The organism is Pantoea dispersa, assembly GCF_014155765.1.
Lineage (GTDB): Bacteria > Pseudomonadota > Gammaproteobacteria > Enterobacterales > Enterobacteriaceae > Pantoea > Pantoea dispersa.
On record NZ_SCKT01000008.1, the window covers coordinates 97,468 to 113,416 of the forward strand.

11 protein-coding genes are annotated in these 15,949 nt (G+C 60.7%); all 11 read right to left on the reverse strand.

What is annotated here, in order from left to right:
• Nucleotides 1-24: 24 nt before the first annotated feature.
• The 11 genes from H7K56_RS19110 to dppB all read right to left on the reverse strand — a co-directional run bounded on the left by H7K56_RS19110 (nucleotide 25) and on the right by dppB (nucleotide 15,811).
• On the reverse strand, nucleotides 25-1,029 hold the full coding sequence (locus H7K56_RS19110) for a family 8 glycosyl hydrolase (RefSeq protein WP_150360976.1): 1,005 nt from the start codon (nucleotides 1,027-1,029) through the stop codon (nucleotides 25-27).
• A gap of 9 nt (nucleotides 1,030-1,038) precedes the next feature.
• Nucleotides 1,039-1,485, reverse strand: a complete 447-nt coding sequence (gene bcsD / locus H7K56_RS19115; protein WP_058758083.1) for a cellulose biosynthesis protein BcsD — start codon at nucleotides 1,483-1,485, stop codon at nucleotides 1,039-1,041.
• Nucleotides 1,485-5,288 (reverse strand): cellulose biosynthesis protein BcsC, encoded by a 3,804-nt coding sequence (locus tag H7K56_RS19120; RefSeq protein ID WP_150360977.1) that lies wholly within the window; start codon nucleotides 5,286-5,288, stop codon nucleotides 1,485-1,487. The genes bcsD and H7K56_RS19120 overlap by 1 nt, the downstream gene beginning before the upstream one ends.
• A gap of 11 nt (nucleotides 5,289-5,299) precedes the next feature.
• Nucleotides 5,300-7,819: a cellulose biosynthesis cyclic di-GMP-binding regulatory protein BcsB gene (bcsB, locus tag H7K56_RS19125; protein WP_150360978.1), complete on the reverse strand. Its 2,520-nt coding sequence runs from the start codon at nucleotides 7,817-7,819 to the stop codon at nucleotides 5,300-5,302.
• The gene (gene bcsA / locus H7K56_RS19130; RefSeq protein ID WP_150360979.1) at nucleotides 7,816-9,921 is read right to left on the reverse strand and encodes a UDP-forming cellulose synthase catalytic subunit; all 2,106 of its coding nucleotides are present in this window, start codon (nucleotides 9,919-9,921) and stop codon (nucleotides 7,816-7,818) included. The genes bcsB and bcsA overlap by 4 nt, the downstream gene beginning before the upstream one ends.
• Before the next feature lie 61 nt (nucleotides 9,922-9,982).
• Complete coding sequence (gene bcsQ / locus H7K56_RS19135; RefSeq protein WP_150360980.1) at nucleotides 9,983-10,783, reverse strand: cellulose biosynthesis protein BcsQ; 801 nt, start codon at nucleotides 10,781-10,783, stop codon at nucleotides 9,983-9,985.
• Nucleotides 10,774-11,406: a cellulose biosynthesis protein BcsO gene (gene bcsO, locus H7K56_RS19140; RefSeq protein ID WP_150360981.1), complete on the reverse strand. Its 633-nt coding sequence runs from the start codon at nucleotides 11,404-11,406 to the stop codon at nucleotides 10,774-10,776. The genes bcsQ and bcsO overlap by 10 nt, the downstream gene beginning before the upstream one ends.
• Nucleotides 11,407-11,880: 474 nt before the next feature.
• Complete coding sequence (gene dppF, locus H7K56_RS19145; protein ID WP_150360982.1) at nucleotides 11,881-12,891, reverse strand: dipeptide ABC transporter ATP-binding subunit DppF; 1,011 nt, start codon at nucleotides 12,889-12,891, stop codon at nucleotides 11,881-11,883.
• Nucleotides 12,881-13,867, reverse strand: coding sequence for a dipeptide ABC transporter ATP-binding protein (gene dppD / locus H7K56_RS19150; protein WP_021507019.1), 987 nt, complete (start codon nucleotides 13,865-13,867; stop codon nucleotides 12,881-12,883). The genes dppF and dppD overlap by 11 nt, the downstream gene beginning before the upstream one ends.
• Nucleotides 13,868-13,879: 12 nt before the next feature.
• Complete coding sequence (gene dppC, locus H7K56_RS19155) at nucleotides 13,880-14,782, reverse strand: dipeptide ABC transporter permease DppC (protein WP_150360983.1); 903 nt, start codon at nucleotides 14,780-14,782, stop codon at nucleotides 13,880-13,882.
• A 9-nt stretch (nucleotides 14,783-14,791) separates the two neighbouring features.
• Nucleotides 14,792-15,811, reverse strand: a complete 1,020-nt coding sequence (gene dppB / locus H7K56_RS19160; RefSeq protein WP_021507021.1) for a dipeptide ABC transporter permease DppB — start codon at nucleotides 15,809-15,811, stop codon at nucleotides 14,792-14,794.
• Nucleotides 15,812-15,949 lie beyond the last annotated feature (138 nt).

Here is a 15,949-nt window from a genome sequence, read left to right on the forward strand (position 1 = left end):
CCGACGGGTGCAGGTAGCGTTCGGCTATCGCTTCTCCTGATAAGCCAGCCAGGTCAGCAGTTGCAGGCTGGCGGAGAAATAGTTTTGCTCCGGCGCTAAGCGGTCGCTGAGGTAGCCGGTTTGGTTGAGCGTCAGGTCGCGCACCGCGGTCAGGCCACCTTCCATATTGTAAGGTGCCGGGGTATTGGCCAGCACATCAAACCACGCTGGCGTGGTGTCGCGCGCGTAGCCCTGCCAGACGCGCTGGAAGGGCACCAGCCGCAGGCTTTGCGGATCGTACCACCAGATATTCAGCGGAATACGAATCGCGTCATAGCTGAAGCGGTTGGAATAGCCGACCGCCGGCGCGACGGAGCCATCGGCGTTCAGCGCCACCCAGTCCAGCGGCAGGCCGGTTTTGCCAAACTGCATGTCGCCCAGCAGCGCAAGGCTATCATCAATCAGCGTGTTCCACACGCGCAGATGGCTGTGCTGCGCAAACTCCTGCCATGCGGCGAACAGGAAATAGGAAGGGTTAAGCACCACATAGCTGGTTTTATCGAAGCCCTGCGCGCCCGGCAACATCACCTTGCGGCCGGCGTAGTCGATCACCGTTAGCTTGATGACCGCGCGCTGAATGCGATCCGACGCCTGCTGATAATCACCGCCCCACTTCTGTGCCGCGCGCTGCAGCGCCCAGGCGATCAGCACATCCCCGTCCGAGGCATCATTCTTATCGGCGATGGGATCGGCTGCGCCCGGCGTATAGCGCCAGTAGAACAGGTCATTCTGCGGATTGCGCAGATGGGTACGCGTCCACTGCCACAGCAAATCAAAGGTGGCGCGATCGTTATACGCCACCGCCAGCAGCATGCCGTAGCCCTGACCTTCGGTGTGGCTGACGTTGTTGTTGGCCGTATCGCTGATGCGGCCGTCGCTGCTCATAAAGCGGCTTTTGTAACTGCTCCAGCCATCGGCGGCCGCCTGAGCACTGAAAAATATCACCATGAAACACAGCATCCACTGACGCCAGAACCGCATCACTCTCATCACAGCTTCCTATTGGTATCGATAATGCAGCGTGCCGCCGTCGATTTTTTCCAGCGTCAGCGGTACCGCCGCGCTACCACCCTGCGCACGTAGCCACTGCGCGTACACGCCGGCCAGCACTGCGCTCAGCGCCAGCTGCCAGCGTTCTGCATCAAGCTGGCTGTCGCCCTGCGGCAGGGCATGGTGCTCAAGCATAATCGCGTTCTGCTGCGGCTGCAGCTGAACAAAGCCCCAGTTAAAGCGTGCCAGCTGGAGATTAATTTCGCGCTCCAGATCCTGCACGGTGCGCGCCTCCGGCAAAGGATAGCGCGTTGCCAGCAATTCGCCCACGCCGTTGAGGAAGGCTTCCGCCTCCGCGCCAGCGTTGTCCAGCATGCTCTCAATCATCACGCTGACCAGATCAAACCAGCCCGGCTGATACGGATGGCTGATGCGTGCGCCCGGTTGCTCACTCATTAGTTGTCTCCAAACAGATAACGGAAGTACAGATTGGCTGTGCTTTCGTTGTAATCGCCAAAGGTGTCATAGCCGAGCTGGCCGCCGATGGTGACGTCTTTATTAATCTTATAATCGGCACCGGCGTGCAGGTTATAGCCGATGCCGTTTTTGCTCTCACCGCTGTAGTAGGCGCTTTTGACAAAGCCCTGATCGGCGAGGCTTTGCAGCTGGGACTGCAGCGACGGATCGTTGGGGAAATACGCGCTCTTGTCCTGGCTGTACGACTGATAGCCGACCGAACCGCCAACGTTGACTTTCAGGTCATCAAACTTGCGGCTGAAGTCGACAGGGAACGACACCGCGGCATAATTCTGCGGACTGAAATAGCCGCCCTGACCGTAGCTGAAGTAACTCAGGTTTTTGGAGAAATCCATCCACGACAGGCTCATGCCGACCTTCAGCTCGCGGTCGTCGTAGTGGTAAGGCCGCACGTAAGCGCCCGCCGTGGCCTGCACGCTGTTGTTGCTCGCCACGTTCTCGCCCAGATAGCTGTAAGCGCCGCCGCCGACGTAGAAACCCGCGTCGCCGTTATCGAAGCTCAGCATGGCGTTGCCGCCGTTTTTGGTGACGCGCCCCCAGCGCTTGCCGCTGGTCTTGTCCTCCACGCCAACGTACGACAGCAGGCTGTCGGTCATGGCGCGGCGTTCACCGGTGAGGATCAGCGTCAGGAAATCGGTCAGCTTCGGCGACCACTGCACGCCGCCCACCAGCGTACTGAGATCCTGGCCGAGCGGCGTGCTGCCGAGGTCGATTTTGTAGCTGTCGCCCTTCAGCGCCATATTCAGTTCCACGCCGGTGGCCTTTTGCGAATCGGTCGACGAAGACGGCGTGTCGTCTATTTTCGCCGCGCCGGATGCCACCACATTGCCCTGCACCAGCGCGTTGCTGCCGAAGCGACGCCACGCATCACCGGCCGCACTGCCAGCGGTGAGCGACACCGGCGTCATCGTAAAGTCGAAGCGCGACTCGCCGAACGGCACGGTCGAGAAGGTCAGCGGCGCTTTGGCTTCGGTCAGCTTGCTGAGCCCCGATTCGCCGTCGCGTCCGCGCACCTGCATCTGCCCCTGTACCCAGGTGCCGGTTTTCTCCTGCAGATTGTCCATCATCTCGTCAATCTGGCGCAGCGTCTGGCTCTGCCGGACCTCCGGCGTGGTGCTCGCCAGCGTGACGTCCTGCGCGCTGCTGCTGGTGGCCGGTGCCGTTTGCCACGGCATTACCGTGCCATAGCTGGAAGGCGAACCGGACACCGGCGAGGTGCTGCGGTTGATAAACGGATTGTCCGCCAGCGCCAGACCGCCAACGGTCGGCACGCTGCCGCTCTGTGCGCCCTGCAGACCAATCAGCTGGCCGCGCGCGCTGCGCAGGTAGCTCATCGCCTGACTGTGCTCGCCGTTGGCTTCCGCCACGCGTGCCAGCAGTAACAGGCGATCCGGCGTCTGCTCATTGCGCAGGCCGCGGGTTAAGGTGTTCGCTTTGTCGATGTCGTTCTGCGCCAGCGCCACATCAATAGCGCCAGTGCGCGCATCCTGAGTGGGCGTATCCTGCGTCAGCAGATAGTCATACACCACGCCCGCTTCTTTGTTCATCTTGCCGGACTGATACAGACGCGCCATGGCAAACATCAGATCGCGGTTCTGCGGATCGTGCTGCAGCGCACCCACCAGCTTGTCATAGGCGGCGGCGTACTGCTTCTGCTCGCGCAGGCGATCGACTTCATTGATGAGATAACCGTTGCGGATACCGGCCAGCTGCGTGGGCGTACTGCGCGCCTGCAGCTCCGGACTGCTGAGGAAGCTCTGCGCTTCGGTCGTCAGTCCCGCCTGATTCAGTACCGCCACCTGCGCGGCGTAATCACCGGCGTTGCCCTGCACGCCGCGCTGCATGTTGCCGCGCACCACCGTCACCGCCGTGGTGAGATCGCCGGCTTTGGCCAGTTTCTGCGCCAGATTACCGGCATCGACCGGATTGGCTGGCGGCGTGGCGGCCAGCGCGCGTAGCGTATTGGCCGCCGCCGCGTCAGATCCCTGCGCCAGATAGCGATCGGCGGTGGCCATTTGCAGATTGAAATTCACGCGCTGCGCCAGTTCGCGCATCTCGCTGTTCTTGCTGCCGTTGGGAATGCGCGCCAGCAGCTGGCTGGCCTGCTGCCAGGCACCGCTCTCGCTGGCGTTGAGCGCACCGGCGTACAGCTCGCTGGTGCTGGCACCGCTGCGCAGGGTCGGCTGCATGACGTTGGCAGCCAGTAAACTATCGCCCTGCGCGCGGTAGATGCGCGCCAGATCGAGTCGCAGCCAGCCGTCGCTGGGATAGCGCTGAATGGCGCTGTTCAGCGTGGCGATGGCCGCACTGCGGTTGCCTGCCGCCAGCTCGCGTTTTGCCTGCGCACGCAGCGGATCGCTGCTGTTACCGCGCGGCGCCACGCTCTGGCGCACGCTGTCGGGCAATGATGCCAGCAGGGTATTGGCTTCGGCGCTGCGGTTTTGCTGGCGCAGCACGTAAAACAGCCCCTCTTTGGCGCTGCGGTTATCGGCATCGCTCTGCAGAATGGCCCGGTAGGTTTGCTCCGCCTGCTGCAGCTGATTGCTGCGGCGCAGCACATCAGCGCGGAACAGCTTCGCCGATATACCTTTTTCGCCCTCGGCCTGCGTCAGCGGCTCACTCAGCGCCAGCGCCTGCGCGCTGTCACCGTTTTTCAGCGCCTGCTGGGCATTCGCCAGCTGCGCGTAAAAGCGGGCGTCGGCCGCCTGCTGCTGACGCTGCTGGCTCTGATCGCCGCCCAGCTGTGCGGCGCGCGTCAGATAATCGGCGGCTTCGGCGTAGCGTCCGGCGCGCTGCGCCACGTAGCCCATACCGGCCAGCGCATCGGCGTCCTGCGGGTTGGCCTGCAGCACTTTTTCAAAGTTGTTCTGCGCACCGCTGACGTCGCCGCTGTTCAGCGCGCTAAAGCCCGCGCCCTTCTCCGCGCCGCCGACATTTTTGCGGTAGTAATCCACCACGGCGCTGTCCTGCGGATGGCGCTGCTGCCAGGTCTGGTACAGCGCGGCGTCCGACGCCTGCGGCGCCAGCCACAGCAGCGCCTGACGCAGCGAGCGATCGGCCTCTTTATTACCGTCCGCCATGCTGGCCAGCACATCAATACCCTGGCGGCGCGTCGCTTCCTGATAGGTCAGCGCTTTGCCCAGCGCCAGCTGAGCGCCGGTATCCTGCGGATGATCAGCGGCAAACTGCCGCAGCGCCTCCACCGCCTGGGGCAGCAGCGTGCGGTCGCCGGCCATGGTCAGATAATATTCTGCCGCCACGCTCGGTGGCGGCTCGTTGCCGCTGAAGGTGTTGCGCCAGGTTTGCAGCGCGGCGGCGATGTTACCGCTGCGCGCCTGCTGACGCGCCAGCGACAGCTGCGCCTGCGGTATGCTCTGCAGCTGCCGGGCGTTGTCCAGCTCCGTCAGATGCGGATCGTTGGGCGATACCGCACTCAGGCGGGCGCGCCACTGTGCCGCATCAGCCGCGCTGCCGCTTTGCTGTGAATAGAGCGCCAGCAGATACAGCGCCTGGGTATTGTTCGGCTCCACCATCAGGATTTTTTGCAGCGAGGCTTTCGCCAGATCGTCATGCGCTTTCTGATGCCAGTAGGCCGCCTGGTCGAACAGTGCCTGTAACGCCGGATTGGTGCTCTCCGCCGCCAGCAGCGGCTGTGAGAAGGCCAGCGCGCCGCCCAGCAGGAACGCCTGACGAATACCGGCACTTATCAGCTGTTTTTTCATTATTTTTATCCTTACTTCCGGCCGGAGTGGCTATCGTCTTGCGGGTGGAGACGGCGCCACGCGTGGCGCTTCAGCATCACCCAGGCCGCACTGCCGATCAGCGCCGACAGCAGCAGCGCCGCCAGCGCCATCAGTACCGAGTGCTGGTTGGCATACCACACCACCATCATGTACCACGGCATTTCACCGCTCGGGAACTGCGGCCCGACGCGGAAGCTGCGGATGCCGTTCTCATCGGTGATGATGGCGGTATCACCGCGGATGCCGGCGTTGATGCGCGCCGAATTCAAATCATCGTGCAAACGCAGCAGCTGCTGATCGCTGGTGGCGACCGTCATCACCACCAGACGATCGGCGCTCCACGGTGAGCGATAGCTGACAAAGCCGCGCCACGCTTCATTTGAGGAGAAGTAGCGATCGGCATCCAGCTGCTGGCGAGACCAGTCACCGGTCAGCCAGCCGCGCAGCTTATCGACGGCGGTCGGCTCTTTGACGCCCAGCGTGTTGCCGCTGGTCTGGTAAGCGGTGCCGGCCAGCATCTGCTGCGTGAAGGCGCTGTGCTGCATGGTGCTCACCGCCAGTACATCGCTGTGCTGCAGGCGCGTCAGATTGGTGCCACCGTTCGGCAGACCAAACAACACCTGGTTCTGCACCAGCGGCACGCCGGTAGCGTTACCGGCGCGCGCGGCCATGTCCAGTAACGTGGCGATCTCGGCATCACCCGGCGCCTCCGGCAGCAGCAGCGTGGTCTGCGAAAAATCCGCCAGCCGCGAGAACGGGAACGAAGCACCGACGAAGTACGACAGGTTCGGCAGCATGGTGAAGTGGCGCGTGTGGCTCAGATCGATCCACGAATCCTCTTCGATACGGCTCTTGATGTTGTTGTTGAGCAGCACGCCGCACGGCGCATCCGCCTTTGGCTTGATGTTGAAGTAGAGCGCCAGCTGGTTGTCGCCGTAAATCAGGTATGGCTCCAGCTTAAGCGTGTACTGCTCCTGGCGTGCATCCCCGCCCAGCCGGTGCCAGGCGCTCTCCAGCAGCCCGACTTTGTTCACCGTCAGGTTGCGCAGGAAAGTGCCGTTCAGCGTGACGTTGAGGAACGAATTGTTTTCATCGATCCAGCTTTCGGACGGGAAACGGTAGTGCAGATTGACCGGAATCGCGTCGCCGTCCCACAGGAACAGATCCGGCGCCGCGCGGAAGTTAACCCGCAGCGCATCGTGCCAGATACCGGTGGTGGTCAGGCTCTGATCTTTACGCAGCAGCTCGCTGAGGCGCACCGGGCGGCTGGTGTTGATCCAGCGCGGTGCGTCGTACGGTTTGCGCGTGCCAAGCGGCTGCTGCGGTACGTTCAGGCTGCTGGCATCGGTGGCCAGCGGCTGCGTGGTCAGGCGGTTGGCCGCCTGGCGCAGCTGGGCATCATCTGCACCGACCACCAGCAGCAGTTTGTACACCGGATTGTTGGGGTTATCGATCACCTGCAGCAGCGGACCACGGGCTGCGGGCAGCGTCACGCTGCCGATTTTGTCACCCGGATGGCCGATCAGGATACCGTTGTGCTCGGGCAGATCGCCGCGCACCACCGGGAAACGGATGCCACGGTAATCCGACTGAATGCCGAGCCAGGAAGCCACCAGCGCGGCGGCGCTGACGCTATCCGGCGAAACGTTAGCGGCAAAACCAAAGGTCACGCTGGCGGGCGTCATGCGCTGCACATCAATAAACGGACGCGGGAAGTTGCGCAGGCTGGTGCCGATGTTGAGCTGCTGGCCTTCAAGGCTGAGCGTGGTTTTCGGCAGAATGGTGACCTGATACTGCTGCGCGCTCTCTTTTTCGCACAGCAGCTTGTCGGCATCGTTAATTTTAAAGCTGAGGTTATTACTGGAAACCACCATCGCCGCCGGAATATCCAGCTGATAGTCGCTGACATCGCTGTCGCTGGCACCCAGCGGCAGGGTGCCGAGCGGCTGGCCGTTGAGCATCAGCTGCAGCGACGTGTTGCGCGCCGCCAGCGCGGCAGAGACGCGCAGCGACAGGTTGAGCCGCGCATTAGTGATCACCTCATCGCCCGGCAGGGTAAACAGAATACCGGACTGCAGCTGGCCGCCGGTCAGGGTGATGCCGCGCGGCTGCCCCATCTGCGCCACCGAAATGGTGCTGCTCACCGGCTGGTTTAACAGCGCGCCAGCGGGATCAGCGGCAGCCGGTGCCTCCGCAGCCACCGACGGTATGACGATGTCAGGCGCAGCCGATGCTGCTGGCGTTGCTGCCTCTGCCGGCGGTGCTGACTCTGCCGACTGTGCGGGTGCTGTATTTTCCTGCAGCGGCGCTGCATCGCCCGGCGTGTACGGCGCGTCGCCCGCCGCCTGCTTCAGCTGCGGATCGGCACTGCCATCCAGCCCCTGCGGCGGCGGTACGTCAGAGAGCGCGGCGCTGTCCTGGGTTACCGCCGGCGTCTCTGCCCAGGCAGGGGCGAGCAGCAGCGTGGTGGTCAGCGCGCTGGCCAGCAGCGTGTACGTCAATGTTTTCATGCTGCGCTGTCCTCTTTGGCCGTTGCCTGGCCATCACGCTTGCGCGCCTCACGGCGATCTTTCCAGCTCAGCCAGAACAGCTCAAAGACGGTACGGATGATGGTGCCGAGCGACAACAGCGGATTGTCCTGCTTATATTCCGGCTGGATCCACGCATCGGCCCGCGCCAGCACCACGCGCACCAGTTCACGGCGGCGCGCCAGCGGCATCGCGCCAAAGCGCAGGCGAATGGTCTCCTCATCACCGGAGATCTTGCTCACCGGAATGGTGATGGCACCCGATTTCAGCAACAGATCGATCTCTTCGATTTCATCGTGCTCATGCCGGTTGTCCGGCGCATCCAGCTGCGCGCCGCCCATCGACAGATCGCTGGTTTGCGTGCGCGAAGAGATGCCGCTGGCGTAGTGAATCACCGCCGGGATCTGCACCTCGATACGAATGGTTTTACGCACCTGTTTGGTTTCACGCGCCACGGCAATCGCCGCCATCAGAATAATCAGGCTGAACACCGCCCAGCCGACGTTGAGCGCAATCACATACGGGTCCACCCCGAAGTAATCATGCGCCACGGCACGCACCACGCCGGCCACGATGCCAATCGACAGCAGCGCGGCAACGATGACGTGAGGCCGCACGATGTGGAAGTCAAAGAAGCCCTGGTCCAGCAGGCCGCCTTTATCCGTCACGTTGAATTTGCCGTGCTTTGGCGACAGCAGGGTCAGCAGCGTCGGAATCACCAGGTGGAAGCACATCACGGTTTCGTAGATTTCACCCCAGAAGGTGTAGCGGAATTTGCCATTCATGCGCGAGTTAACGTACAGCGACATCACCAGATGCGGCAGTACGTAAGCGAAGATGAGTGACGCCGACGAGTGGATAATATTCAGGTTAAATAGCAGGTAAGCCAGCGGCGCGGTGAGGAACGCCACGCGCGGCAGGCCAAACTGGAAGTGCAGCATAGCGTTGAGGTAGCACAGACGCTGCTGCCACTTGAGCCCACGGCCCAGCAGCGGATTGTCGACGCGGAAAATCTGCGTCATGCCGCGCGCCCAGCGGGTACGCTGAATCACGTGCAGCCCCAGACGTTCGGTCGCCAGTCCTGCCGCCAGCGGAATTGCCAGGAACGCCGAGCCCCAGCCGAGACGCTGCATTTTCAGCGCGGTATGCGCGTCCTCGGTGACGGTTTCCACCGCGAAGCCGCCAATCTGTTCCAGCGCGCTGCGGCGGATCACCGCACAGGAGCCGCAGAAGAACGTGGCGTTCCAGTTGTCGTTGCCCTGCTGCACCGGGCCGTAAAACAACGAGCCCTCATTCGGGATGCTGCGCGCAGCGCGCAGGTTACGTTCGAACGGATCCGGCGAGTAAAAGTAGTGCGGCGTCTGCAGCAGCGCCAGCTTCGGATCTTTCAGGAACGGACCGACGGTGGCCTGCAGGAACGTGCGCGTCGCCACGTGGTCGCAGTCAAACACGCAAATCAGCTCACCTTTGGTGATTTTCATGGCGTGATTGAGGTTGCCGGCTTTGGCGTGGCGGTTATCGTCGCGCGTGATATAGCCGACGCCAACGTCGGCGGCAAATACCGCGAACTCGCTGCGTTTGCCATCATCCAGCAGGTAAACTTTGATCTTATCGCGCGGGTAGTCGATACACTGCGCCGCCAGCACGGTATCCCGCACCACGTCGAGGCTTTCGTTATAGGTCGGCACGTAGACATCGACCGTCGGCCACAAGCGGGTATCATCCGGCAGCGGTTCGATGGTGCGTTTTAATGGCCAGCTGGTTTGCAGGAAGCCGAGAATTAAGATCAGCCAGACGTACAGCTCGGCCAGATATAAGCCGATACCGAGAATCGCTTCAATCTCGGAATTAAACTGCAGCGTTTCCGTGGTGCGCCACCAGATATATCGGGTCGACATCAGCGCGGAAAGAAAAACCATCACAATGGTTATTTTACGGCTTTTACTGAAGCCCAGTAAAAACATCATGCCAATACTGATCAAACCAAAAATATACTGTTTCTGGCTGTCCATAGGCGTGATGACGATTACCGCAGCGACCGGTGCAAGCACCAGCAGCAGCAGGTAAAACCCGAGTTTACTCATGATTCACCCTGAAAAAGCTGTGTTGTTATTATTTGAACCAGGCCGCTGGCGGCCGGGCTTGTTAATAATGACTGCGGATCGGTGCCTGAACTTCGCCGTTGCCTACGTTGATATTCAGGATATTCGCCACCCGTTTTGCCACCAGTTCAATATCAAACGCCGCTGCCGAAGCCGGGCTGAAATCATAGATTGACTGCTGCGAGGCATTGGCCTCAGCCACGCTTTCATCGCGGTGCACCACGCCGAGTAAATTATCGCCCAGCCGCTGCTGCATAAATGCGGTCACTTCACGGCTGATATTCCGGCGATTATCACTTTGGTTGAGCACGAAATAATGACCGTGCTGATTATTTAATGGCTGGCCAATCATGCGATGGTTTTCAATTTGCGGCAGCAGCGCCACCGAGGCGGTATCCGCCAGCATCACCACTAAATGCATATCGGCCAGCGTCTGCATGGCTTTCAGCGCCGGACCGGGTCCCGGCGGAAAATCCGCAATAATCACCAGACCCGGATAATTCAGAACGGTATCCAGGCCGCGTTTTAAGAAATGGGCATCGTGCGCCAGGTTGTGTTCGAAGCGCTCACGCTGCGCTTCAGTCACTTCACCGTAAGGCATGACAAAGATGTTGCTGCCGGTGGTAAGGATTGACTGACTCCAGTCAGCGTGCTCTTCCGAGCGCGCCACAAAGCCGCGGCTGTCGTGCAGCGGTACGCCAAAATGCAGGCGCAGCGCATTTTGTACGTCAAAATCGATCGCCAGCACTTTGCTGCCGGCACGCGCCAGACTCCAGGCCAGGTTGGCCGCCATGGTGGTTTTTCCTACTCCCCCTTTTGGCGAGCACACACAAACTAATGGCATAGCGCGATCTTCTCCAGTAACGGTTTGAGCAGTGTTTCTTTAGATAAATGAACCGGTTCCGCCGCACGCGAGCGGAACAGTGCGCCAAAGCGCGAGGGCGTAGCAGGCTCCAGCTGCGCCACGGCGGGCGTAGTGGCCGGTGCTGCGGCAGCAGGGACAACCGCCTGTTCAGCAACCGGCGCGCTGATCGGCGGCGGTGGGAACAGTGAAGTGGCCGCCTGACGCGCTACGTGCGTGGCTGCCGGTGCCAGTGACGACACTGACGCGGCAGTGGGCGCGCTGCTTGCTGGCGGGAATAACGCGCTGCGCGGTGTTTCTGTGTCGGGTGCCGGCGCGCTGGCGGCGAGGCTCTGCAGCAGCGATGCCTTTTCACTGCGGGCGACGGGCGCCGGATTGAGAGCCTGCGGCGGCGCGACAAACTCATCGCCGCGAATCGGCTGCGGCTGCGGCAGATCGACGCGCTGGCCGCTACCCAGCTCCGGCTCATCATCCGTCGCCAGCTGACGGATGATCGCCCACTGGCTGTGATCGGCTTCCAGCGATTGCCCGGACATATCCTTAAAAGCAATGTCCAGCGTTTGCGTTTTTTCCTGGAAACGCTGCAGATCGTCGTAGTTCTTCATGATCAGAGCCTGTTAAAGCGGAGGGGTAATTTCCGCGAATATAACACACACGTTAAGACACGGTGAGAGAATTCTGATTATTAAAACCGCAGATTCGACAAAAGAGTTTTATCTGAAAGATTGAAAATATGCAGATGCAAAAAGCATGCACTGATTAATTGAGCAGGATTAATAAAAATCGATTAACGGAAATAGCAGCCAGAAGATAATTAAACTAATGCACTGATAATAAACAACATATCATTGAAATGTGCAGTTATCTCTGGCCGTGACGGCGCTCACACAATGCGGCACGGATTCAGAATTTGCCTTAACCTTTTCGCTATGGTTCAGGACCAGCGATTTAAAGATTCAGTCGCGTAATACATTTCTGCCATCGCAGGCGATTAAGACACGTCAGGTTAATTTTACTCATGTATCAGGCCACCAATAACAAAGGCTCCCGCAGGAGCCTTTCGCACTGACTGGCCGTAATTACGGCGTCGCCACCGGCTGATTCTCATCCTGGTCGACGGCGAAGCAGGCGATTTGCTGCTCACCATACTGCTTCAGTTTCGGCTGCAGCTGCACGCAGGTACCGAAACGGCGGCGGCAGCGTGCGTTAAACGCACAGCCCGGCGGCGGATTCAGCGGGCTCGGCAGCTCACCGGTCAGTTTGATGCGCTCGCGGCGTTCGTCCGGATTGAGGCGTGGCGTGGCCGACAGCAGCGCCTGAGTATACGGATGGCGCGGGTTGCTGAAGATCGCCTCTTTGCTGCCCTTTTCCACACAGCGTCCGAGGTACATCACCATGACTTCGTCGGCGATGTGCTCCACCACCGACAGGTCATGCGAGATGAACACATAGGACAGGCCGAGATCCTGCTGTAAATCCATCATCAGGTTGAGCACCTGAGCTCGCACCGATACGTCGAGCGCCGAGACCGGCTCATCGGCAATCAGCACGTCCGGATCGAGCATCAGGCCGCGCGCGATAGCGATACGCTGGCGCTGACCGCCGGAGAACATATGCGGATAGCGATCGTAGTGCTCGGTTTTCAGGCCCACTTTGGCCATCATCTCCAGCGTTTTTTCCCGCCGTTCCGCTTTGCTCAGCACGGTGTTGATCACCAGCGGCTCTTCCAGAATCTGGCTGATTTTCTTACGCGGATTGAGCGAACCGTACGGGTTCTGGAACACAATCTGGATTTTCTGCCGGCGCAGCTTTTGCGCCTGCGGATCGTGTTTCAGCAGATCCTGCCCGTGCCAGTACAACTCGCCGGCGGTCGGCGTTTCAATCATTGTCAGCAGGCGTCCGAGCGTGGATTTACCGCAGCCGGATTCGCCCACCACCGCCAGCGTTTTGCCACGCTCGAGGTTAAAGGAGACGCCGTCCAGCGCCTTCACCAGGCGCTCCTGGCCGAACAGACTCTTTTTCACCGGATAGTGTTTTTTCAGGTTAATCGCCTGCAGCAGGTAATCCTGCTTCGTGTTATCAAGACTCATAAGTCGGTCTCCCGGCATCATCCAGTGGGAAGTGACATTTGGACTGGCGGCCCGGAATATCGCGCAGCTCAGGTTCTTCAGTACGGCAGCGGTCGGTCACATACGGGCAGCGCGGATTGAGCAGACAGCCGTTAGGGCGGTCATACTTGCCCGGCACCACGCCCGGCAGCGACGCCAGCCGCGCTTTGTCGGCGGCAAACTCCGGCAGCGCACGCAGCAGCGCCTGCGTATACGGGTGACGCGGCGCTTTAAAGATATCCACCGCTTTGCCGCTCTCCACCACCTGACCGGCGTACATCACGATGATGTGCTGCGCCGCTTCGGCCACCAGCGCCAGATCGTGCGTGATCAGGATCAGCGCCATGTTCTCCTGCTTCTGTAACTCCAGCAGCAGTTCGATGATTTGCGCCTGAATGGTCACGTCGAGCGCCGTGGTTGGCTCATCGGCAATCAGCAGCTTCGGCTTACAGGCAATGGCCATGGCGATCATCACGCGCTGGCTCATACCGCCGGACAGCTGATGCGGATAGACATCGAGCCGCGATGCCGGATCGGGAATGCCCACCTGCTCCAGCAGGTCGATGGCACGCTGACGCCGCGTGCGCTTGCTGCCGCCCTGATGCACTTTCAGCGCTTCCATGATCTGGTAGCCCACGGTGTAACACGGGTTGAGGCTGGTCATCGGGTCCTGGAAGATCATCGCCACTTCTGCGCCCACCAGCTGGCGGCGCTCTTTTTCGGAGATGCGCTGCAGGTCGCGCTGATTGAACTCCAGCTTCTCTGCTTTCACGCGACCGGGATAGTCAATCAGCCCCATGATCGCCAGCGAGCTGACCGATTTACCGGAGCCGGACTCGCCGACAATCCCGACGACCTGGCCCTGTTCTACCTGGTAGCTGATGCGGTCAACCGCACGGAACGGTGCCTTTTCGTCGCCGAAATGCACCGACAGTTTTTCTACATTTAATAACGCCATCTCGGTGCCTCTTTACTGCTTGAGTTTCGGGTCGAGTGCATCACGCAAACCATCGCCCATGAGGTTAAAGGCCAGAACCGTCAGCAGGATGACCACTCCGGGGAAGGTCACGACCCACCAGGCACTCTGCGCATACTGCAACACGTCGGAGAGCATGGTGCCCCACTCCGGCGTCGGCGGCTGCGCCCCCATACCGAGAAAGCCCAACGCGGCCATATCCAGGATAGCGTTGGAGAAACCTAACGACGCCTGCACAATCAGCGGTGCCAGGCAGTTAGGCAGAATATTGATGAACATCTGGCGCAGCGTACCGGCACCGGCCACGCTGGAGGCGGTTACGTAGTCGCGATTGACTTCCACCAGCACCGCTGCGCGCGTCAGGCGAATGTAGTGCGGCAGTGCGACGAAGGTGATCGCCAGCGAGGCGTTGACAATCGACGGGCCAAAGATGGCCACCAGCACCAGCGCCAGCAGCAGGCTTGGCAGCGCCAGCATGATATCGACGAGGCGCATGATTACTGCATCCACCACGCCGCCGAGATAACCGGCCATCAGGCCGAAAATCACGCCCAGAATCAGCGACAGCACCACCACCATGCAGCCCACCAGCAGCGACAGGCGCGCACCAAACATCAGGCGCGACAGGATGTCACGGCCGACGTCATCGGTGCCCAGAATAAATTTCCAGCTGCCGCCCTCCTGCCACACCGGCGGGTGCAACAGCGCATCGCGGAACTGCTCAGCCGGGGCATGCGGTGCCAGCGCATCGGCGAAGATGGCGATCAGCAGCATCAGAATGATGTAAACCAGGCCGATAACCGCGCCTTTGTTACGTTTAAAATAGTGCCAGAATTCCTGAATCGGGGTCATCGGCTTCGGTGCAGCGGTGACGCTTGCGGGATCAACAGCAGACATGATTCCCCCTTATTTCTTATGACGGATGCGCGGATTCACCACGCCGTACAACAGATCAACCAGCAGGTTGACCAGAATGATCAGGATTGCCACCAGCAGCACGCCGCCCTGCACCACCGGATAATCACGGCGCTGCAGTGCTTCGATCAGCCAGCGGCCGAGTCCCGGCCAGGAGAAGATGGTTTCGGTGAGGATGGCGCCCGCCAGCAGCGTGCCCACCTGCAGACCGATCACCGTGACCACCGGCAGCATGGCGTTACGCAGCGCATGCACCACGATCACGCGCATGCGCGTCAGGCCTTTGGCGCGCGCGGTACGGATGTAGTCTTCACCCAGCACTTCCAGCATCGAGGAGCGCGTCATACGCACAATCACCGCCAGCGGAATGGTGCCCAGCACGATGGCCGGCAGGATCATGTGCATCACCGCATCTTTGAAGTCGCCCTCTTCGCCCCACAGTAGCGTATCAATCAGCATAAAGCCGGTGAGCGGATGGCTGTCGTCAAGGAAGATGGTGTCGCTGACGCGGCCGGAGACCGGCGTCAGGTTGAGCTGCACCGACACCAGCATGATCAGCATGATGCCCCACCAGAAGATCGGCATTGAGTAGCCGGTCAGCGAGATGCCCACCGCGGTGTGATCGAAAATTGAGCCGCGTTTCACCGCCGCCAGCACGCCGACCGGAATACCCACGGCAACGGCGAAGATCATGGCGCAAATGCCCAGCTCAAGCGTGGCTTTAAAGCGCGGCACGAACTCATCCCACACCGGGATGCGGCTTTTCAGCGAGATGCCGAGGTCGCCATGCAGCACGCCGTTGATGTAAGTGATGTACTGTTTCCACATCGGCTGATCGAGACCAAACTGGGCCATCAGCTGCGCATGACGTTCGGGGGAGATACCGCGTTCACCGGCCATGATCAGCACCGGGTCGCCGGGGATCAGGTGAACGAAGGCAAAGGTCAATAATGTAATACCGATGAACGTCGGGATGACAAGGCCCAGACGTCGGAGTATGAATTGCAGCATAAGCCGGATTCTCAGTCATTTTCCGTGGCGCTAACGCCATGGACTACATTGCTCACAATCCGCAGCCGGCATAGCCGGACGCGACGCAAGAAGCGCTTCAAAATCCCCGTCATACTTCACGCTGCATCAGCGCAAGGT

Excerpts from the sequence above, each read along its gene's own strand:
- bcsB (WP_150360978.1), bottom strand. The coding sequence starts at position 7,819 with ATGAAAACATTGACGTACACGCTGCTGGCCAGCGCGCTGACCACCACG.
- bcsD (WP_058758083.1), bottom strand. The coding sequence starts at position 1,485 with ATGAGTGAGCAACCGGGCGCACGCATCAGCCATCCGTATCAGCCGGGC.
- dppB (WP_021507021.1), bottom strand. The coding sequence starts at position 15,811 with ATGCTGCAATTCATACTCCGACGTCTGGGCCTTGTCATCCCGACGTTC.
- H7K56_RS19120 (WP_150360977.1), bottom strand. The coding sequence starts at position 5,288 with ATGAAAAAACAGCTGATAAGTGCCGGTATTCGTCAGGCGTTCCTGCTG.
- bcsQ (WP_150360980.1), bottom strand. The coding sequence starts at position 10,783 with ATGCCATTAGTTTGTGTGTGCTCGCCAAAAGGGGGAGTAGGAAAAACC.
- H7K56_RS19110 (WP_150360976.1), bottom strand. The coding sequence starts at position 1,029 with ATGAGAGTGATGCGGTTCTGGCGTCAGTGGATGCTGTGTTTCATGGTG.
- dppD (WP_021507019.1), bottom strand. The coding sequence starts at position 13,867 with ATGGCGTTATTAAATGTAGAAAAACTGTCGGTGCATTTCGGCGACGAA.
- bcsO (WP_150360981.1), bottom strand. The coding sequence starts at position 11,406 with ATGAAGAACTACGACGATCTGCAGCGTTTCCAGGAAAAAACGCAAACG.
- dppC (WP_150360983.1), bottom strand. The coding sequence starts at position 14,782 with ATGTCTGCTGTTGATCCCGCAAGCGTCACCGCTGCACCGAAGCCGATG.
- bcsA (WP_150360979.1), bottom strand. The coding sequence starts at position 9,921 with ATGAGTAAACTCGGGTTTTACCTGCTGCTGCTGGTGCTTGCACCGGTC.
- dppF (WP_150360982.1), bottom strand. The coding sequence starts at position 12,891 with ATGAGTCTTGATAACACGAAGCAGGATTACCTGCTGCAGGCGATTAAC.